The 20539-nt window shown below is 40.8% G+C and carries 21 protein-coding genes; 10 read left to right on the top strand and 11 right to left on the bottom strand.

Annotated elements, in window-relative coordinates; all coding sequences use genetic code 11:
- Positions 1–94 precede the first annotated feature (94 nt).
- The 3 genes from AC1DQW_RS16875 to AC1DQW_RS16865 all read left to right on the top strand — a co-directional run bounded on the left by AC1DQW_RS16875 (position 95) and on the right by AC1DQW_RS16865 (position 2023).
- Positions 95–1357, top strand: coding sequence for an anthranilate synthase component I family protein (locus AC1DQW_RS16875; protein WP_477455156.1), 1263 nt, complete (start codon positions 95–97; stop codon positions 1355–1357).
- Between the two features lie 70 nt (positions 1358–1427).
- Positions 1428–1664 carry a hypothetical protein gene (locus AC1DQW_RS16870; protein ID WP_477455155.1) on the top strand — a complete coding sequence of 79 codons (237 nt, stop codon included), beginning with the start codon at positions 1428–1430 and terminating at the stop codon, positions 1662–1664.
- Complete coding sequence (locus AC1DQW_RS16865) at positions 1646–2023, top strand: type II toxin-antitoxin system VapC family toxin (RefSeq protein ID WP_477455154.1); 378 nt, start codon at positions 1646–1648, stop codon at positions 2021–2023. The genes AC1DQW_RS16870 and AC1DQW_RS16865 overlap by 19 nt, the downstream gene beginning before the upstream one ends.
- Before the next feature lie 13 nt (positions 2024–2036).
- On the opposite strand, the gene AC1DQW_RS16860 is transcribed toward AC1DQW_RS16865, so the two are convergent.
- From AC1DQW_RS16860 to AC1DQW_RS16835, 6 genes are all read right to left on the bottom strand, one after another.
- Positions 2037–2483, bottom strand: a complete 447-nt coding sequence (locus AC1DQW_RS16860; protein WP_477455153.1) for a DUF2071 domain-containing protein — start codon at positions 2481–2483, stop codon at positions 2037–2039.
- 4 nt (positions 2484–2487) lie between these two features.
- On the bottom strand, positions 2488–2769 hold the full coding sequence (locus AC1DQW_RS16855) for a DUF2071 domain-containing protein (protein ID WP_477455152.1): 282 nt from the start codon (positions 2767–2769) through the stop codon (positions 2488–2490).
- Positions 2770–2847: 78 nt separating this feature from the next.
- Positions 2848–3648, bottom strand: a complete 801-nt coding sequence (locus AC1DQW_RS16850; RefSeq protein ID WP_477455151.1) for a M48 family metallopeptidase — start codon at positions 3646–3648, stop codon at positions 2848–2850.
- A gap of 5 nt (positions 3649–3653) precedes the next feature.
- Entirely contained in the window at positions 3654–4301 is a 648-nt protein-coding gene (gene plsY / locus AC1DQW_RS16845; RefSeq protein ID WP_477418959.1) for a glycerol-3-phosphate 1-O-acyltransferase PlsY, read from the bottom strand.
- 129 nt (positions 4302–4430) lie between these two features.
- Positions 4431–5276: a carboxylating nicotinate-nucleotide diphosphorylase gene (nadC, locus tag AC1DQW_RS16840; protein WP_477455150.1), complete on the bottom strand. Its 846-nt coding sequence runs from the start codon at positions 5274–5276 to the stop codon at positions 4431–4433.
- Positions 5277–5552: 276 nt separating this feature from the next.
- The gene (locus tag AC1DQW_RS16835) at positions 5553–5951 is read right to left on the bottom strand and encodes a DUF4783 domain-containing protein (RefSeq protein ID WP_477455149.1); all 399 of its coding nucleotides are present in this window, start codon (positions 5949–5951) and stop codon (positions 5553–5555) included.
- Positions 5952–6143: 192 nt separating this feature from the next.
- Here AC1DQW_RS16835 and gpmI point away from each other — a divergent pair, with 192 nt between their 5' ends.
- Positions 6144–7667, top strand: coding sequence for a 2,3-bisphosphoglycerate-independent phosphoglycerate mutase (gene gpmI / locus AC1DQW_RS16830; protein WP_477455148.1), 1524 nt, complete (start codon positions 6144–6146; stop codon positions 7665–7667).
- A 40-nt stretch (positions 7668–7707) separates the two neighbouring features.
- Positions 7708–8214 carry a hypothetical protein gene (locus AC1DQW_RS16825; RefSeq protein ID WP_477455147.1) on the top strand — a complete coding sequence of 169 codons (507 nt, stop codon included), beginning with the start codon at positions 7708–7710 and terminating at the stop codon, positions 8212–8214.
- Between the two features lie 37 nt (positions 8215–8251).
- Here the strand turns inward: AC1DQW_RS16825 and AC1DQW_RS16820 are convergent, their stop codons facing one another.
- Complete coding sequence (locus AC1DQW_RS16820) at positions 8252–8893, bottom strand: tetratricopeptide repeat protein (protein WP_477455146.1); 642 nt, start codon at positions 8891–8893, stop codon at positions 8252–8254.
- Between the two features lie 366 nt (positions 8894–9259).
- Here AC1DQW_RS16820 and lon point away from each other — a divergent pair, with 366 nt between their 5' ends.
- The 3 genes from lon (at position 9260) to AC1DQW_RS16805 (ending at position 13703) form a co-directional block, all read left to right on the top strand.
- Complete coding sequence (gene lon / locus AC1DQW_RS16815) at positions 9260–11737, top strand: endopeptidase La (RefSeq protein ID WP_477455145.1); 2478 nt, start codon at positions 9260–9262, stop codon at positions 11735–11737.
- 273 nt (positions 11738–12010) lie between these two features.
- Positions 12011–12613, top strand: coding sequence for a hypothetical protein (locus AC1DQW_RS16810; protein ID WP_477455144.1), 603 nt, complete (start codon positions 12011–12013; stop codon positions 12611–12613).
- Positions 12614–12749: 136 nt separating this feature from the next.
- Positions 12750–13703 (top strand): lipid A deacylase LpxR family protein, encoded by a 954-nt coding sequence (locus AC1DQW_RS16805; protein ID WP_477455143.1) that lies wholly within the window; start codon positions 12750–12752, stop codon positions 13701–13703.
- A gap of 173 nt (positions 13704–13876) precedes the next feature.
- Here the strand turns inward: AC1DQW_RS16805 and arfB are convergent, their stop codons facing one another.
- Complete coding sequence (gene arfB, locus AC1DQW_RS16800; RefSeq protein ID WP_477455142.1) at positions 13877–14287, bottom strand: alternative ribosome rescue aminoacyl-tRNA hydrolase ArfB; 411 nt, start codon at positions 14285–14287, stop codon at positions 13877–13879.
- A 165-nt stretch (positions 14288–14452) separates the two neighbouring features.
- Here arfB and cmk point away from each other — a divergent pair, with 165 nt between their 5' ends.
- A complete protein-coding gene (gene cmk / locus AC1DQW_RS16795) occupies positions 14453–15142 on the top strand; it encodes a (d)CMP kinase (protein WP_477455141.1) in 690 nt (229 codons plus the stop codon).
- A gap of 67 nt (positions 15143–15209) precedes the next feature.
- Here cmk and AC1DQW_RS16790 read toward each other — a convergent pair whose 3' ends face one another.
- Both AC1DQW_RS16790 and AC1DQW_RS16785 read right to left on the bottom strand, forming a co-directional pair.
- A complete protein-coding gene (locus AC1DQW_RS16790) occupies positions 15210–15632 on the bottom strand; it encodes a deoxycytidylate deaminase (RefSeq protein WP_477455140.1) in 423 nt (140 codons plus the stop codon).
- 114 nt (positions 15633–15746) lie between these two features.
- Positions 15747–17420 carry an MFS transporter gene (locus AC1DQW_RS16785; RefSeq protein ID WP_477455139.1) on the bottom strand — a complete coding sequence of 558 codons (1674 nt, stop codon included), beginning with the start codon at positions 17418–17420 and terminating at the stop codon, positions 15747–15749.
- Between the two features lie 168 nt (positions 17421–17588).
- Here AC1DQW_RS16785 and AC1DQW_RS16780 point away from each other — a divergent pair, with 168 nt between their 5' ends.
- On the top strand, positions 17589–18245 hold the full coding sequence (locus AC1DQW_RS16780; protein WP_477455138.1) for a LysE family translocator: 657 nt from the start codon (positions 17589–17591) through the stop codon (positions 18243–18245).
- Positions 18246–18422: 177 nt separating this feature from the next.
- Here the strand turns inward: AC1DQW_RS16780 and AC1DQW_RS16775 are convergent, their stop codons facing one another.
- Positions 18423–20330: an amidophosphoribosyltransferase gene (locus AC1DQW_RS16775; RefSeq protein WP_477455137.1), complete on the bottom strand. Its 1908-nt coding sequence runs from the start codon at positions 20328–20330 to the stop codon at positions 18423–18425.
- Between the last annotated feature and the right edge of the window lie 209 nt (positions 20331–20539).

Below are 20539 nucleotides of genomic sequence, written 5' to 3'. Positions count from 1 at the left end.
CTCCCGAAGGTTGTGTCCTCACAAGCTTCAAAACAAATATTATTAAAGGTCGGTATAACCGGCCTTTTTTCATTTACTTGGTTATTTTTGCAGGGTGATAGTACAGGTAGATGATCTGCAAAATTTCAAGCGTAAAGCCCTGCAGTGGGCATCGTCATTCAATTCGGTGTGTTACCTCGATTCGAATAATTTTGATGATCCATACGGCAAATTTGATACCCTGATAGCTATTGGAGCCAAGGCAGATGTAACAGCCAATACCGGCAATGCATTTGAAGCGTTACAATCTTTCCGTAAAAGTAATCCGGAATGGCTTTGTGGCTTTTTGGGTTATGATCTGAAGAATGAGGTTGAAAACCTAACATCCCAAAATCCAGATAGACTGCAATTTCCAGACCTGTACTTTTTTGCCCCCGAACATCTTATTATAATTAAAGGGAATGAGGCAGAGATCACCAGCGACGAACCGCAACGGACTTTAAGCACGATAAATCAGCAGGAATTAACTCGTACCGCAATTCAGCCACCTATAAGTTTACAAAGCAGGTTTAGCAAACATGAATACGTTGATGCTGTAACAGCCATACAGGAACATATTACCCGGGGCGATATTTATGTGACCAATTTTTGCCAGGAGTTTTATGCCGAGGATGTGAACATCAATCCACCAACCATTTTTTTGCAATTAAATAACATCTCCCCTAACCCATTCTCTACCTTCTTTAAATGGAAGGACAATTTCATATTAGGGGCCTCTCCCGAACGTTTTTTGGCTAAGCGTGGCAGTAAATTGGTATCGCAGCCTATTAAAGGGACAGTTAAAAGAGAAACGGAGCTGCAAGCCGATGAGCTGGCTAAACAGGAACTGCGCAATCACCCAAAAGAATTACAGGAAAACGTTATGATTGTAGACCTGGTACGCAACGATCTTACCAAATCAGCTAAACCAGGTACTGTAAAAACCGAAGATTTATTTGGCATTTACAGTTTCCGCCATGTGCATCAAATGATCTCGACCGTTGTATGCGAATTACAGGACGAATTATCGGCCATACAGGCCGTCAAAAACACTTTCCCTATGGGAAGCATGACTGGAGCACCCAAAATAAGTGCAATGCAACTGATGGAACAATACGAGCGTAGCAGGCGTGGCGTTTACTCTGGTGCAGTAGGTTATTTTAGCACTGACGATGATTTTGATTTTAATGTGGTAATAAGATCGTTGCTATATAATGCTGCAAACGGATACCTTTCTTTTCATGCTGGCAGCGCTATTACTTACCATGCCGATCCGGAGAAGGAGTATGAAGAATGTTTATTGAAAGCAAAGGCTGTTTTAGAGGTATTGGGAGGATAGATCCGTTCTAAAAAGCTTTGATTGTATATTAAGCGCATTTTTCGTATTTTTACTTTAGAATTTCAAAATCATGGCATTACAGTTTATTTCTGATAATTCTGGCAATCATACAGCAGTAGTTATTCCAATTGATGAATGGAATAACATTACTACCTTACACCAGGATCTGAAAAAACTGGAGAAAGATAATAAACCAGTTCATAATCGTAAGCCTTCTGATTTTATAGGTATTTTATCCAAAGAAACAGCCCTGGAGATGTTAAAGGATATTGAGCAAAGCCGTGAAGAATGGGAAAGAAATTCTTAATCGACACAAATATTTTATTGGAATACCTCGGCAATCAACTTGCTACTGATGCCCAAAACTATGTAAACAAAATCATTGCAAATGATTTCAACATATCTGTAATAAACCGGATTGAAATATTAGGCCACCCCTCAGCAACCAATCAGCTATTAGATTTTTTAAATCTGGCTAATCAATATGAACTTACGCAAGAAATAGTAAATCAAACAATTGAGCTCCGTAAGGTTAATAAAATAAAATTGCCCGATGCCGTGATTGCTGCTACTGCATTGGTTTATCAACTCACCATCATAAGCAGAAACGCCAAAGACTTTGATAGAATTAATGGCTTGAAAGTGATTGATCCACATAAGCAATAGATTTTGAGAAAGATTACTTCTTTACCACAATCTTATCTCCCATCCTCACCTTGATATCCGATCCTACGGCAAAAAATGCCGAAACAGGCTCTTTCTCTAAGTATGGTTTAAACGCTTCACTATAAAGCCCGGTTATATCGGCATCAAAAACATAGTCTTTTACCTTTCCGGTTTGCCATGGTATATGCTCCACCTGGTACTCCATGGTACTAATGGTTGTGAGCTTGTTGTACCCCCAATAATGTTCAAAAATAAACTCTTCGGCGCTGCCAGGTTTAATATCAAGCAATTCATTACTGGCAGTAGCACCCAGTTTGTTCCATTTACCATTAAACTTCCACTCGTATAAAAACTGCGTATGGTTATCCGTAGTTTGCGTTATAGAACTGCGCATCGGCATAGCGCTGTAATGTTCTTTGTATAAATTATTCGCTATAAGTGCTATTATTGGCTTAGGCACAATTTCACTTACAAAAAACAGCTCCGCGCTTCCATTCTGTCCCCTTAAAATACCTCACATAAAAGCGCAGGTTTACTTCTTCGAAATTTACATGCCAGGGCCATTTGATGCCCAGTACTTTAGTATCCAGAAACATAAACCCGACCATACTTACCAAGGCCTTTCCCCGCCACAGATCAAGTTCTGTTCCGGGCGGTAAATACATATCCAATACTTTGGCATCAACTTCGTAATTGAGCATTACAAGGTTTTTCCACTGCGCTTTTAAAAACTCGGGTTTTGCCATAGGGCGAATGGTTACATAGTCAACAAAAAATTAATTGCAAAATAGCAGAAAACCACTCACCATTCACCCCTCACTAATTTATTTTTTATAATACTTCATAGCCTCTGGTATAAGGTTTTGAATATTGGCAATACGGGTAGCATCGGCAGGGTGAGTACTTAAAAGCTCAGGCGGAGCCTCTCCTTTACTCTGTGCAGCCATTCGTTGCCAGAAAGCTATTGCGGCATGAGGATCATAACCGGCCATGGCCATAAAAGTTAACCCCAGGCGGTCGGCTTCTGATTCCTGGTTGCGTGAATACTTTAACAATACCAATTGTCCGCCTACACCGTAAAGTTGCCCTATAATGGCTTGTGTAGTTCCCGATTTATTGCTTGTAGCAGCGCCAACTGCCGCACCGCCAAGCTGCGCGGCCTGTTGCTGTGAAATTCTTTCAGCGGCATGCCGGGCAATGGCGTGGCCAATTTCGTGCCCCATAACAACTGCCAGATAGGCATCGGTATTGGCAACGGGTAACAGGCCGCTATAAACAGCTACCTTACCGCCGGGCATACACCAGGCATTAACCTCGCTGCTTTGTATCAGGTTAAATTCCCATTGAAAACTGTACTGGTCGCCATAACCATTATCTTTTAAGTAGCGCTCAATAGCCACGGCCAGGTTATTACCAATTCGCTTAATGCGTTGTGCATCGGTACCACTTGATACAACTTTGGTTTTAGGATCGGATAGGAGTTGTTTGTAACTGGCAGCAGCAGATTGATTTACTTCGGCGTCGCCAACCAAACTTAATTGCCGGCGACCAGTTAATGGTACAGTTGAACAAGAGAACAGGGCAATGATCATAATCATTGCCAATGCAGGTTTAAAATTTTTCATGATGATCAGGCAGCTTTTTTCTTTAAAAAATTAACTTTCGATTCGGTCCCCTTTAGTAAGCGTTCGATATTTTTTTGGTGGGTTACCAGTATCAGCATGCATATACACATGCCATAAATTACAACCGACCGAATGGATGTAGGGAAAATAAACGAGACCCCTATCGGGTATGTAAACGCTGCTGCAATTGAGCTAAGCGATACATACTTTGTAATTAAAAGCACCACCACAAATACCAGCACACATAATAAAGCGGCATGTAAATGAATAGCTAAAATCATTCCAAAGAGTGTGGCAACGCCCTTGCCGCCCCTAAAACCGGCAAATACCGGGAACAAGTGCCCCATAACAGCAGCTACTCCTAAGGCCAGTGCATAGTTCATGTAAGATGACGAATTGTAGGCTCCTGTGGTAGAAACCCCTATAAAGAAGGCAAGGTTGGTAGCTGTCCACCCTTTTAAAATATCAAGAAGCATTACAGGGATACCTGCTTGTTTACCAAGTACCCTGAAAGTGTTTGTAGCCCCGGCATTACCACTGCCATATTCCCTTACGTCGATATCGTAAAATGCCAGCCCTATCCAAACAGCAGTTGGTATGGACCCGCAGAGATAGGCCAGAATGAGAGCCGAAACGGAGTATACGTTGATCATTTCCCTGCAATATTACAAAATTGATGTCGTACTAAAGCTTTAATCATAATTTGAACGCCATGCGTTAAACTCCAAATTTCAATAACTAAACCTTAGGTTAAATCCTAAAAACAAGGTTCCAGGATAAATTTACTTTACAGCCTTTAAGCTAAGATCGAGGCTTTTTACCGAATGCGTTAGCGCACCAACAGATATATAATCAACCCCACAATCAGCATACTCCCGTATATTATCAATGGTTATACCGCCGGACGCCTCGGTTATAAACCGTCCGTTAACGATATTAACCGCCTGCCTCAGTTCGGCAAACTGAAAGTTGTCTAACAAGATACGATTTATGTTGCCTGTTTGCAAAACCTGTTCTAATTCTTCCAGGTTTCGTACCTCAACTTCAATGGCCAGTTTTTTATTGTTATCTATAAGATATTGATTAGCACTTTCAATGGCCTGCCTTATGCCGCCGGCATAATCAACATGATTATCCTTTATCAATATCATATCATATAAGCCAAAACGATGATTAGTGCCTCCGCCTATTTTTACCGCCCATTTTTCGAGGTATCTTAAACCCGGGGTTGTTTTACGGGTATCTAAAACTTTTGCATTGGTGCCTTCCAGCAGATCGACAATTTCACGGGTTTTTGTAGCAATTCCCGACATTCGCTGCATACAATTCAATACCAGGCGCTCGGCCTTTAAAATGCTTTGCACATCTCCCTCAACCTCAAAAGCAACATCTTTATGCTTTACCGCAGCACCATCCTGCAAAAACACGGTGAGTTTAAGTCCGCCATCAATTACTTTAAAAATTTCGGCGGCGAGTTCAACACCAGCCAAAATACCTTCATCCTTTACCAAAAGCTTTGCCTTACCAATGGTACCGGCAGGAATTGTTGATAACGAGGTATGATCACCATCGCCCACATCTTCCTTTAAAGCATTAATTATAAATTGATCTACAAGTTCCTTATCCAAGCCTGTTATTTTAAGCCCCAAAAGTAATGATTTTTTTGATTTACAGATGGGGAGCAGATGTGCAGATTTTAAGATTTGCAGACATGCAGATTTTTTTTGGCCGGATATTTTTTGGTTAAACCGGGATTTATTGAATTAAAAGAGTGACAGGATTTCATTTGCGCATTTGAAATCTGCATATCTGCACTTCCATCTTTTATCTTTTCATATGCAAAATCTGCATATCTGCACATCTATCCTTTCATCTGCATATCTGAAATCTGCATATCTGCACATCTACTTCACTTTCTCATCCTCAATCCTAAACTCAATAATGCTCATGGTGCCGCCCTCCTCTTTAAGGGTAAAGGCTATGCGGTATTCCTGCTTATCGGTGGTGGTTAAAATATAAACTCCAAGATGAAAGCTGGCCCTTGAATTTATTTTGTGCAGTAATTTGATACTTTGAGGTTTATTTTTGGCGAAAAACCTGTCGAGTAATTGCACAGCCTGCCCCCTTGAATATGTATTCTCATCATCCATGATGTTCATATCAACGCTGGCTGCAAATAATTTGGCCAATTCTTTTGTATTACCCTGCTTTACAAGGTTGGCTACATTATCCAGCGGATCGGCCAAAACTATATTCGGGATTAAAAGCAAAAACATTAACGATGATATGTAAAATAACTTCATACAATAGATACGTTATAAAACAACTTTATGTTACATTTTGCAAAAACAGGCGGGTAAAATACCTTATTAGGCGATGTTAACATATAACTGTTTTTACTTTAAATTATTACCTTAATAATCAACCCCGTATAAGTATAAATCTAAATTCAAAATTTATACCCATAAGTTGAACGTTGCATTTATATTTGCAATGTGGAAAATAAAAAAAAACTCGCATTAATTATCCTCGATGGCTGGGGTTATGGCCGTAATGATCAATCGAACGCTATTTTGGCGGCCAACACTCCATTTGTTGATTCAATGCTGCAAAAATACCCGAATTCTAAACTGGAAGCATCCGGAACCGCTGTGGGTTTACCTGCCGGCCAAATGGGTAACTCGGAAGTCGGACACATGAATTTGGGGGCCGGTCGCGTGGTTTACCAGGAACTGGGCCGCATACATAAAGCTGTTGACGATAATGAACTGCCAACAATCCCGGTATTAAAAGATGCTTTTGAGTATGCTAAACAAAACAATAAAGATGTTCACCTTATTGGATTGGTATCAGACGGAGGTGTTCACTCGCATATCAGGCATGTAAAAGGCTTATGCGATGCAGCCAGGCAATTGGATGTAAATAACGTATTTATTCATGCTTTTTTAGATGGCCGTGATACCGACCCAAAATCCGGGTTAGGTTTCGTTACCGAATTGGAACAATATATAGAAGGCACATCTGCAAAAATAGCAACAGCCATTGGTCGTTATTACGCCATGGACCGTGATAACCGCTGGGAACGTGTTAAACTGGCTTATGACCTTATGGTTAAAGGCGAGGGCGAAGCCACTCAGCATATTACCGACCTGATCAAAAAATCATACGAAGCCGATGTTACCGATGAGTTTATTAAGCCTATTATAAGGGTAGATGCTGATGGCAAACCGCTGGCTGTTATAAAAAACGGCGATGTGGTTATCTGTTTTAATTTCCGTACCGATAGGGGCCGCGAGATTAGCGTTGCATTAACACAAAAATCTTTTCCTGAATATAACCTGCACCCTTTAAATGTACGTTACATCACGATGGTGCCATATGATGAAACATTTAAAAATGTACAGGTGGTATTCAACAAAGAAGATTTGACGAAAACATTGGGCGAGATATTACAAAATGCGGGCAAAACTCAAATTCGTATTGCTGAAACCGAAAAGTATCCGCACGTTACCTTCTTTTTTTCGGGCGGACGTGAGCGCGAATTTGTTAACGAAAAGCGCCTGTTAGTACCGTCGCCAAAGGTTGCTACTTATGATTTGCAGCCCGAAATGAGCGCGGCTGGAATCCGTGATGCTATCATCCCCGAATTGGAAAGCGGCTGGCCTGATTTTGTTTGCTTAAACTTTGCCAATACCGATATGGTTGGTCATACAGGTGTTTTCAGCGCGGTTGTAAAAGCCGCCGAAACCGCCGATAGCTGTACAAAAGCCGTTGTTGAGGCTGGCCTGGCCAATGGCTATTCCTTCATCATCATAGCCGACCATGGTAATGCCGATTATATGATCAATGAAGATGGTACGCCAAACACAGCACACACTACCAATTTGGTGCCCTGCATTGTGATAGACAAGGATGTTACTCATGTAAATGATGGCAAACTCGGCGACATTGCACCAACCATTTTAAAAATACTGGGTGTAGCAATCCCTGCCGAAATGACCGGTAATGTATTGGTGTAAGCTAAAATCAATACACTTAGCTGCCCTCTTATGCAGTACAATGCTATTATCCGGCTTGCAATCATGCAGGCCGGATAACACGCAATCAAACGGTAGCTTAAAGTATTTTGATGTAGCCGGGTATTTTAAAGCAGATACAGCGAGGCTCAGAACGCTTAATCCTAAGGTTGATAAAACAGTAACACATAACGGTGTAATCGAAAATAAAACTGTACATATTCCAAATTGGGGCCAGGAACTTAACCTGTTCATCCAATCGGACATTAACCGGCCGGCCTGGAAAAATAGCTATAATATTTTAAACACTGATTCCCTGGTCATTTACAGGGCAAAAACTCCCGATCTTAGAACAACCGAGATCATGATCAGGAAAGACAAAGATAAAGTGAAATGGATAGTGATATTTAACCATACCAAAAACCTGCTTTACGAAACAAATGAAAAACTAAGCTATTTCCCAGATTCGGTTTACCAGATAGAAAAATCGCAGCGTGTTAAATTGATGGGGAAAAATCTTTATAGGATAAAGGGATTTTTAAAAAAGTAGAATTACTCCTAAATTCTTAATACTTTTTCCGAAAATCTTAATGTCTCGCTACAACTGCCGAAGTAGCCTGGCCAAGTTTTTCCTTTGATTGATCTATCAGCACAGCAATATCGTTTCTCCCCGGGTTGTTATTCAATATTTTTTCAAGATCGGCAATAGATGCCTTCAGGGAATTAATACCGCGGCCTCTATCATAAAAATGCGAGTTGGTTTGCAGTTTAAAAATACCGTAATCACGGTAAGCTATGCCCCTGTTTTGGTAGTATTTACTGTCGCTTGGGTCGTTGTTGATAGATATGGCTTTTGTAAGGTCAACTATCGCTCCCAATAAATACAATTCCTTATCGGCGTCTTTTGTCTGGTTATCCTTACCCAAATAGCTTTTTGCCCTGGCTCTATAATAATAAGCGGTTGCATCGGCTGGTTTTATAGCAATTACGCGGGTGTAAGCAGCAATTGATTTTTTGTAGTTATCACTGTGATAATATGAATAACCCAGCATCCACAAAGCATTGGCGTTAGTAGAATCGGTGATGCAGGCTTTTTCAAGGTGTGTTACTGCCGATCTGAAATCACCATCCATCACGGCCTGCTGCCCCATTTTTACATAGGCATTTTGGGCCAATGTGGTTTCAATGGACGACAACAGCAGGAAGGGTAATATAACTGAAAGCCTCATCAACGGATCAATGGTAAACAGAATTGTATATCATTAACTAACTTTACTTCAAAATATTATGCCAAAATCTTCAATTGTTAAAAAAGATTTGCCGGCTTAAACATTGAGGAAGCGATACTATGACTTTTTTTCATCTTTAACAACAAAACCCAGGTTATTTAATAAATAGCTGATAAATTTACAATCGACACAAGATCAAAACATTACAAAGCCAAATTGATTGTTATTAATTAATACCATAACTTGGCACAGCTCTTGAAACATAATGTTGCACAGGTTTTAACTATCATTTGCCTGTATTTTACAAGCCCTAAAGTTTTATGGGCTGACAACATGACGTTATTTTCTACACAAAAAATATAATTAATGAGTTTTGACCCTTTTGATTTTAAAAACGCGTTACCGGTTATAAACGAAGATTCTGAGTTTTTTCCCCTTATGTCTACTGAGGATGAGGAGGAAATGAACAACGAACAGCTGCCCGATGTACTGGCGATACTGCCTTTGCGCAATACTGTGCTATTTCCCGGCGTAGTTATCCCGATAACAGTTGGCAGGGATAAATCAATTAAACTGATACGGGACGCCAATAAGGGCAACCGCATGATTGGGGTAGTTGCGCAACAGGATGTGGGGATTGAAGACCCCAATTTTAGCCAATTGAATAAAGTAGGTACCATTGCGCTCATCATTAAAATGCTGCAAATGCCCGATGGTAACACTACCGTTATACTACAAGGCAAAAAGCGTTTTGTATTAAAGGATGAAGTGCAATCCGACCCTTACATAAAAGCCACCGTTGAGCCTTTTAAAGAAACCAAACTAAAAGAGGATAAAGAATTTAAGGCTATGGTATCGTCCATAAAGGATATGGCCATGAATATTATCCAGCTATCGCCAAATATTCCAAGTGAGGCAGGTATAGCTATCCGTAACATTGAAAGCACTTCGTTTTTGGTCAATTTTATATCATCAAATATGAATGCCGATATGGCGGCCAAACAGCGTTTATTAGAGGTTGCCAGCCTGCGCGAAAGAATAAACCTGTTATTGGAGCACTTAACGCTTGATTTGCAAATGCTGGAGCTTAAAAACCAAATCCAAAGCAAAGTACGTGTTGACCTGGATAAGCAGCAAAGAGATTATTTTTTAAATCAACAGCTAAAAACCATACAGGAAGAGTTGGGTGGCAACTCCCCCGATTTGGAAATTGACAGCCTGCGCCAGCGTGCAATTAAAAAGAAATGGGCAAAAGAGGTTAAAGATCATTTTTCAAAAGAACTTGAAAAACTGGCGCGTACCAACCCTGCCGCGGCAGATTATTCGGTGCAGATAAATTACCTTGAGTTATTGCTTGAATTGCCATGGAACGAATTCACAAAAGATAACTTCGACCTTAAACGGGCCCAAAAAGTTTTAGATAAAGATCATTTTGGTTTAGATAAGGTTAAACAACGTATTATTGAATACCTGGCTGTGCTTAAATTAAAGCATAATATGAAAGCCCCTATCCTTTGCCTGGTAGGCCCTCCGGGAGTAGGTAAAACTTCGTTGGGTAAATCTATCGCAAAAGCATTAGGACGCAAATACGTTCGTATGGCCCTGGGAGGCATCCGCGATGAGGCCGAGATAAGAGGTCACCGTAAAACTTATATTGGCGCCATGCCGGGCCGTATCATACAATCAGTTAAAAAAGCCGGAGCCGCCAACCCTGTGTTTATTTTAGATGAGATAGATAAAGTGGGTAATGATTTTCGTGGAGATCCGTCATCAGCTTTATTAGAAGTACTTGATCCTGAACAAAACAGCACCTTTTATGATCATTATGTCGAGATGGATTTCGACCTATCCAACGTGATGTTTATTGCCACGTCAAACTCCCTGAGCAGCATCCAGCCCGCTTTGTTAGACAGGATGGAAATCATTGAGGTGAACGGATATACGATTGAAGAAAAGATAGAAATAGCAAAGCAACACCTGGTACCAAAACAACGTGAGGCACACGGCTTAAAACTGAAAGATGTGACCCTTAAAAACGACATTTTGGAGAAGATCATCGTTGACTATACCCGCGAATCGGGTGTGCGTGCTTTGGAAAAGAAAATTGGTTCTGTTGTACGCGGCCTCGCAAAAAATATCGCATTAGAAGAACCCTACAACCCGGTGATAAATAAAAAAGAAGTAGAGAAAATACTGGGTGCGCCTATTTTCGACAAAGACCTGTACGAGGGCAATGATGTAGCAGGTGTTGTAACAGGCCTGGCCTGGACATCAGTTGGCGGCGACATCTTGTTCATCGAAGCAAGTTTAAGCCCGGGTAAAGGCCGGTTAACACTTACAGGCAGCCTTGGCGATGTAATGAAAGAATCTGTTACCATTGCGCTGGCATATTTAAGGGCTCATGCGGGCTACTTTAGCATCAACCCCAAACTATTTGATCTATGGGATGTACACGTTCACGTACCAGCCGGCGCTACCCCTAAGGATGGCCCATCGGCAGGTATCACCATGCTTACAGCATTGGTTTCGGCATTTACCCAGCGTAAAGTAAAACCCAACCTGGCCATGACTGGCGAAATTACACTACGCGGCAGGGTTTTAGCTGTAGGTGGTATCAAGGAAAAAATATTGGCGGCCAAACGTGCCAATATTAAGGAGGTAATCCTCTGTAAATCCAATCAGAAAGATATCCTCGAGATCAAAGAAGATTATATAACAGATCTTAACTTTCATTATGTAACCGACATGCGCGATGTTATTAAACTCGCCTTGTTGGATGAAAGGGTAAGCGAACCTCTTGATCTTACTGTTAATGAAGAGGAAACGAAAGCAGTTTTAAATTAAATAACAAAGGCACTAATCAGGTGCCTTTGTTATTTGCATAAAATATTAATCGGCCCTGACCTACTGTTCCCCGGCAGGTATTTGGGGTGGCGTTGTACGGAGGTGTCAGAGGTAGTGGGAGGGCGTTCCTATGGGCTCGAAATGGGGTTCGCAGGATACTCAAAAAAAAGCTCTGGAGTGCATCTAAAAGTGAGAAAACAGTGCTTTGAAACCTTTTGTGACCCATCAGCGTAATACGAGGTGAATTGTATATTAATTCAATACACCTAAAGAATGAAGAAAACTTTTACGCTAACTATCACTATCTTATCTCTACTCCTATTATCTGGTTTTAACTCCTCAGCACAGATTGTGGAACCTAACATGCAGGACACAGTAAAAAAGGCACATCGCCCAGCTACAAATGCCGCTACAGTTGATTCTGCCAGGATGGATTCAGCTACCGAACAAAATGGCGAAAAAACTCAAAGTGTTTATTTTGAGGTAGGCGGTCCGGGCCTTGCGCTCACCGTTAATTATGATGCACGTTTTGGGCACAAACGCAATGGTTTTGGTTACCGGGTTGGCGCGGGCTATTTCGCATCGGGGGGTAATAGCGTATTTACTATTCCAATACAAGTAAACTACCTGGCAGGTAATGGCAGCAGTTTGCTGGAACTTGGTGGCGGCACCACCTTCTTAAACTCTTACGGAGACAATAAAGGCAAAACTTTTATTTTTGACAGGGTTACCGGCTTTATTGGCACTGCCACAATAGGTTACCGATACCAACCCAAAGAAGGAGGTATTAACTTAAGAATAGGCTTTGTGCCGATATTTTATGATGAAGGCATTATTGCTGCAGGCGGCGTAAGCGTGGGCTACACGTTTAAATAATTCATACAAACCTTATCCTATAAAAAGGGTTCCGGGCGGATAAACGCACCCGGAAACCCTTTAATTTTATATGGTTGATGACAGCGATTCATAATTCAATTTTTTTATATTAGTCGCTGATATATTTTATACCTAAATGTTAAATAAGCTATTTATAACGCTGGTATGCCTGTTGGGTAGTATTGGTTTATTTGCCCAAACGCGCGGCCACGAATTTGGGATCCAATCAGACAACGACTCGTATTTGGGACAAGGATCTGACAGGTATTACACAAATGGAATTTTTTTTTACTACCGTAAGGCTTTAAAAACAGGTGAAGGAAACAATCTTCGAAATAAAGTTTTAGGGATAGAACTGGGACAAAAAATGTTCAACCCGCAATCGGGTTATGTACGGGACGCTGCTGACGTTGACAGGCCCTTTGCCGCGTATACTTATTTAGGTACAACCCTTAATTTGTTGTATAAAAACGAAAGTACCCTTAAGCTGGGCGTACAGCTTGGTTTAGTTGGCCCTGCAGCGGGTGGCGAACCAGTTCAAAAACTTATCCACGATACATTTGGTTTTTACACATTAAACGGCTGGCAGTATCAGATAAGGAATGATGTTGAACTAAACTTATCTGCCGAATACAATAGACTTCTTGCCCGCGCATCATGGGTTGATTTAAGTCTTACCAGCTATGCCAATTTAGGAACAGGCTTTACAGGTGTTGGGGCCGGACCACTAATACGTATAGGTAACTTCAACCAGCTATTTAATTCGGCGAGTACTCAAAGCACAGTGTCGGCGGTTGAACAAACAGGTTTATTGCATAAGCATGAAATATTTTTTTACTATAAGCCTCAATTAAATGCGGTTGTTTATGATGCTACTATTCAAGGAGGTTTGTTTAACAGCAAAGACCCAAATAGCCTGGAGATAACACAAACTAAAAAGCCTTTTGTATTTAGCCAACAATTGGGTGTGGCTTTTACCACCAGCCGTTTTACATTTGATGTGGCAGCTATTTTTCACACCCGCGAGGTTAAAACAATGCATCGCTCCCACCAGTGGGGAGCTATAACGGGCGCTTACAGGTTTAAATGATAGATTTCAAACGCGCAGATGATCGAAACGGGGAATTCAGATTAACAGAATCTATGGATGCCTCTAAAATTAAAATTCCGCAGGCTTAGTAAATCTGCTTCATTTCCGTTCAACCAATAATCTGCAGATCTGAAATTAGAAATTTGCACGTCTAAAAGAACATCTGCACACCGTTAATCATCAAGATTGGTCCGCCGGTTTTCCTTTTTTGCAGATTGCTTCTTTTTGCTTTCTAAACGGGCCGCTTTAATGGCTTTACTGATTTTGGTAGGTTTTCGTACCTTTTGTACTTGTAAAGCTCTCCCTAAAAGCGTTATGAGCCTTTCAATTGCTTTTTCTTTATTGAGGTACTGGCTGCGCTCTTCGTCGCAAATTACCTGAACAAAACCTTCCTTGTTGAGGCGGTTATGCAACTTGCTGGCAAGTAATGATTTTTCATCATCAGTAAACAGTTCAGAACCCGCCACATCAAACAAAAGTTCTACCTTACTTGATACCTTATTTACATTTTGGCCTCCCTTTCCACCGCTCCTTGATGTTTTATAGGTTATTACTTTTTGCAGATCGGCTTTAGTCAGATTCATTTTCCAAAAGTAGTGTTTTTGGTGAATGGTTAAGTAGTAGATTGGGTTAAGTTAAGTGGTTGGCTTATGTATATCATAATTATCTAAGTTCAATTTAACCAAAGCAATCACTTAATCAAGGCTCACAACTAATAAAACACAAAAATTCGTACTTTAGTAGCTCTTATGAACAAGAATATCGTTGTAGCAATTGATGGTTATTCATCTTGTGGTAAAAGTACATTAGCAAAAGCTTTAGCAAAAAAGCTTCATTTTATTTATGTAGATAGCGGTGCAATGTACCGTGCTGTGGCCCTGTACTTTTTACGTAATAATATTGATCTGCAAAATCACGATCAAATTGCAGAAGCATTAACAAACATCCACCTTAACTTTCATTCGCGTGATTATCAAACCCATATTACACTTAATGATGAGGAAGTATCTGACGAGATCCGCCAGATGCACGTGGCCGACAAGGTAAGTGCTATAGCCGCCATACACGAAGTACGCGTTGCACTGGTTAAGCAGCAGCAGCGTTTAGGCAAATCAAAAAACGTTGTTATGGATGGACGCGATATTGGTACGGTGGTGTTCCCAAATGCGCAGTTGAAAATTTTCATGACTGCCGATCCTAAAATACGGGCAGAGAGACGTTATAAAGAACTACTTCCTCAAAACCCGAACATAACTTTAGAAGAGGTATTTGATAACCTTGCCCACCGGGATTACCAGGATACCACACGAAAGGAAAGTCCCCTGATACGTGCCGAAGATGCTGTTATTTTAGACAATACCGACCTAAGCCCTGCCGAGCAATTACTATTTGCCCTAAGCCATATTGAGCCTTTTATGGCCGATTCAAGTCAGAATTAATTGAATCGGGATTTTGAGCCTGAATCAAAGGTTCGGTACAGATCTATCTTATTTTGCTAATTGGGGTTCAGGCCATCTTTACTGTATTTACTCCAAACCTGTTTAAAAAGTCGACCCCTTCATCACTGTCGAGGCCTTTGAATTCAGCGTATGACTTATCAAAATAAACTTGCGTTATACCTGCCGAAAAAATAAGCCTTGCACAAGCTATACACGGCGATAGTGTGGTATATAATGTGGCACCTTCAAGCCTGGCCCCATTTTTAACAGCGTATAGTATGGCATTTTCTTCTGCATGCAGGGCAAGGGAACAACTCCCCTTTGAATCACGTGCGCAGCCCCTCTCCGGCCATTCTTCATCGCAGTTATGTGTGCCCGCCGGCGGCCCGTTATAACCTATGGATATAATACGGGTATCCCGGGTTAAAACAGCCCCTACATGGGCTTTAACGCAGTGAGAGCGCTTAGCCAGGTCGGTTGCCAGGTTCATAAAAATTGAATTAAAACTTGGTTTCATATCATCTGTCATTGTCATTAAAAGTCATTGGGTCATCACTTCATTTTTAAATGACTTAATGACCCAATAACCTAATGAGAAAAAAAATTAGTGGCCTGCTGCCAGTTCCACGTGGTCAAGGTCAATGCCCTGGCTGCGCAGTTCGCGGCTTACTTTCCACGCAAAATAAGCAAGGTATGCAAAGCCCAACACCGGTACGATGTAGGAGAAGTGAATACCACTCATACCCGCTATAACATTGTTACTGCCATCGGCAACTTTACCCTGCAATGGAGGTATGATAGATCCACCAAGAATCATCATAATTAAGAAAGCTGAACCCTGGCTGGTATATTTTCCCAAACCCGTGATAGATAAAGAGAAAATTGACGGCCACATAATAGAGCAGCATAGGCCCCCACTGATAAAAGAAAATGTAGCAACTTTACCCGTAGTTGCAAGTCCTGTTAACATAAAGGCAACACCCAATAAGCCTAAAACAGCTAATGTGCGTGTAGGTTTTTGCTGCCCTATAAAGAATGCTACAATAAGGATACCAACGCATACGGCATACCCGTAAAGGTTGCTCACATTTACACCAGTAGCAGCGTTTACAAGCAATACGATACCAAAGGCCACAAATGGCACAAGGACATATAATATATATTTAACAGTTTTTGAAAGATTAAATGCACCTATTGCGCCTGCAAAACGGCCAATCATTAAACTACCCCAATACAAAGAAATGTATGGCGCAATATCCGATTCGTTATAGGAACCAAATTCCGGAGTTTTTAATAAAGAGCCCATATTACTTTGAATAGTTACCTCAGTACCCACATAAGTAAATATGGCCAGCATACCTAAAATCAGTTGAGGGTACTGCATGGCCCCCCAGCCTTCCTTGCTTTTTTTGGCGGCAAATATGGTACCTACCAACGTAAGTACAATAATTGCCAGGGATGCATAAACAAAGTACTGACTTTTTACGATATCAACTATTTTGTTTGCATCCGAAGATAACAACTTGTTAAGATAAGCGCTCAACGGGTCTGCAGCCAGGATTAGCAGAAACGCCAAAAACATAATTAAAAGCGGGGTATTCGCTTTATTACTCGACTCTATTTTCTCATCGCTGGTAACCTTTGGTAAATTAGAGAACCAGAAGAATATAGCAACTGCAATAAATAAACCAGCAAGCATGTAATAAAGGTTGTTTACGGATGATATCTGAACATCTTTTGCGTCTATTTTAGCTGAAGCCGAACCGAATAAAATAATCCCTACAACTACCGGACCTAACAAACCACCTATATTATTAATGCTACCTGCAAAATTCAAACGGTTTGAACCAGTCTCCGGCGGACCTAAAGCAACCACGAAAGGATTTGCCGCTGTTTGTTGAAGTGAAAAGCCTATTGCTATAATAAAAAATACTGTTAATATTAAACCAAATGAACCCGATGCTATTGCAGGGATCATACCTATAGCGCCAATTGCCGAAACTATTAGGCCTAATATGATACCATTTTTATAACCCATTTTATTCATGATATCAACTTTGCTGATAGACGAAGCAAAATACAGGATCAATGAACCTATGAAATAACCACCATAGAATGTAAAATCAATCAGCTGGGATTCAAATTGAGTTAGATGAAAATGTCCTTTACAAAAAGGTATAAATACGCCATTTGAAGCGGCTAAAAAGCCCCAGAAGAAAAATACAGTGATTAGCGTATAAAGTGCCGAGCTGTAACTTTTAGCATTTTTTTGTTCCATTTTTAAATTAGGTTATACAGAGTTATTTTTTCAGTCAATAAACATAAATCAAATTTTGTAAAACTGGCTATATTATTTTTAATTAAATAAATCACAATTTTAAGTTTCGTTGTTTAAGAGATAAAATTGCATATTCGCAGTGTTCAAAAATGAACACTGCCTAAATTAATGATAGAAGCCATTATTTCGGGAATTGGGTTTGGATTAGTGTTGACGTTTATTACTGGCCCGGTCTTTTTTGCTCTTATAAAAACCAGCATTGAAAAAGGTTTTCATGCCGGTGTTGCCCTTGCCCTTGGTGTAGTATGCAGCGATGTGGTTTTTGTAGGCGGTATATTATTTGGTTCTCAATATGTCGACATATCTGAGCACACCAAAACTATAGCCGGGATAGGTGGAGCTATCATTCTTTTTACCGTAGGTGTGTATTATATGTTTAAAAAAGCCGAGATCAATTACGGCAACAAAGTACCATCAGGTATTGATAAAGCGGGCTACTTTTTCAAGGGATTTCTGATGTGTATTTTCAATCCTACTCTCTTAATCCACTGGACAGTTGTAATAGGTGCGGCCAGCACTACTTTCCATGTTGGTGCACCTCACCGTTCCCTCAATATAGCAATAATGTTTTTAACCATCCTTATTGTACAGTTTGGGATGGATACCATTAAGGCTTTTTATGCCAATAAACTTCGGGATAAAATTTCTGTTAAACTGGTACACCGCCTTAACGAGTTAGCCGGTGTCGCTCTTATTATTGCATCATTGGTATTGATAGATAAACTGGTTACCCACTTTGTATTTGCTGCTCCTGCGGCATCGTAGCCCCCAGCCCCTAAAGAGGGGCCCTTGATTAACTATAGCGAAAAACTATTCTGCAATACCGACCGGTAATTTCTTTTTCTTACAACTACAGATGCAACTTATTAAACACAAAAAAGGCGATAAGTATAAACTCATCGCCGCTATATTTCATTCCCATTTTAGGGGATTAAGGTGCTATTACATATAGGCTCTTTGATTCTTTCCTTCCATCCAGTTAACAAAGGCGCGGTTTACTACTTTGTTACCCCCCGGGGTTGGGTAATCACCACTGAAATACCAGTCGCCGGTATGATCGGGGCAGGCAATATGCAGGTTATCTAAGGTTTGATAAATCACTTGAACCTTACATTTTATTTCTTTTGGAGTGATGATCTGTGCTATACGGTCTGATACCTGCTGATCGGTAAACAGTTCATATATCGCTTTTACGTGGTTTTGTACCTTCTCTTTCGGCAGTTTAATACTATCCTTACATTTCTGGTAAACATCAAGAATAATGTCTTCCCTGTCCATTTCTTTTAACAGGCTGATGGCCGCTTCAAAAGCAACAAACTCACCCATACGCGACATATCGATACCATAACAATCGGGATACCGGATCTGTGGTGCCGATGATACCACAACAACCTTTGTAGGCCCAAGCCTGTCCAGGATCTTGAGGATGCTTTGTTTAAGTGTAGTGCCACGTACAATGGAATCATCAAGTACAACCAGTGTATCAGTGCCTTTTTTAATTAAGCCATAAGTGGTATCATAAACGTGAGCTACCATCTCGCTGCGGTCGGCATCCTGGGTGATAAAGGTACGCAGTTTTACATCCTTAATGGCTATCTTCTCAACCCTTGGAGCCATCTGCAACACCTCTGTCAACTCCTCTTCACTTATCTTATCCTCCCTGTTAAGTAACCTATCGCGCTGGTATTTTTTAACGTACTTGTGAACCCCCTCAACCATGCCATAAAAGGCGACTTCGGCAGTATTGGGAATATATGAAAATACGGTGTTTTTAATATCATGGTCAACCGCGTTCAATATCTGAGGGCATAGCAGCCTGCCCAATTGTTTACGTTCACGGTAAATGGCCGAATCGCTACCGCGTGAAAAGTAGATCCGCTCAAATGAACAGGCTTTCTTTTCCTTTGGCTCGCTAAACATATCCTCGGTTATCTTACCATTCTTTTTAACAATAAGCGCATGACCGGGTCTTATCTCCCTGATTTCTTCAATAGGAACATTAAATGCTGTTTGAATAGCAGGGCGCTCGGAAGCGGCAACAACTATCTCATCATTGTAGTAGTAAAATGCCGGCCTTATACCAACCGGATCGCGCATTACAAAGGCATCACCGTGGCCCAATATCCCGGCAATGGTATAACCACCATCCCAGTTTTTGGCCGATTTGGTTAAAATTTTGGCTACATCCATATCGTTGGCTATCAGCTTGCTAATCTCAACGTTATCATTCAGCCCTTCGCGTTTATATTGATCAAACAAGCCCTGGTTTTCGGTATCAATAAAGTGGCCCATTTTTTCGAGCACTGTAATAGTATCCGCCTGCTCCTTGGGGTGCTGACCAAGGTCATACAATTGCTGCAATAACTCATCAACATTGGTCATGTTGAAGTTACCTGCAATAACCAAATTCCTGGTTTGCCAGTTGTTTTGCCTCAAAAACGGGTGACAGCTTTCAATGCTGTTTTTACCATGGGTTCCATAACGCAGGTGCCCCAATAAAACTTCGCCGGTAAAGCTCACATGTTCTTTAAGCCAATCGGCATCAAGCATTTTTTCGGGGGTTTCTTTCTGAATATCCGCGAATTTCTTCTGAATATATTCAAAAATATCAGCAACAGCATTTGACGCCATTGAACGGTGACGACTGATGTACCGCTTGCCCGGAGCTATATCTAATTTAATGGTTGCAACACCCGCGCCATCCTGGCCCCGGTTATGTTGTTTCTCCATTAAAAGGTAAAGCTTGTTCAGGCCGTACAGCGCAGTTCCGTACTTTTTCTGATAATAAGACAGTGGCTTTAGTAAGCGGATAAACGCCACACCGCATTCATGTTTAATCTGATCGCTCATGATTTGGAATGAGGCTGCAAAGGTATCATTTTTAATGGATTCTTTGTAAAATCATTTGTCATTAAATAGTAGTTTAAACACGGGTTTGATATACAGGTAAAAAAAATGTGCAGATATTGTCTGAACCGGAATTTACCGAATTAATGAATTAACAGATTGGCGTTTATAATTCTGCTTATTCTTAAAATTCGGGTTCAGAAAAAACGCGA

The sequence above is a fragment of the Mucilaginibacter sp. P5_A4 genome, assembly GCF_056400605.1.
This window is presented reverse-complemented; position numbering and strand designations above follow the sequence as displayed.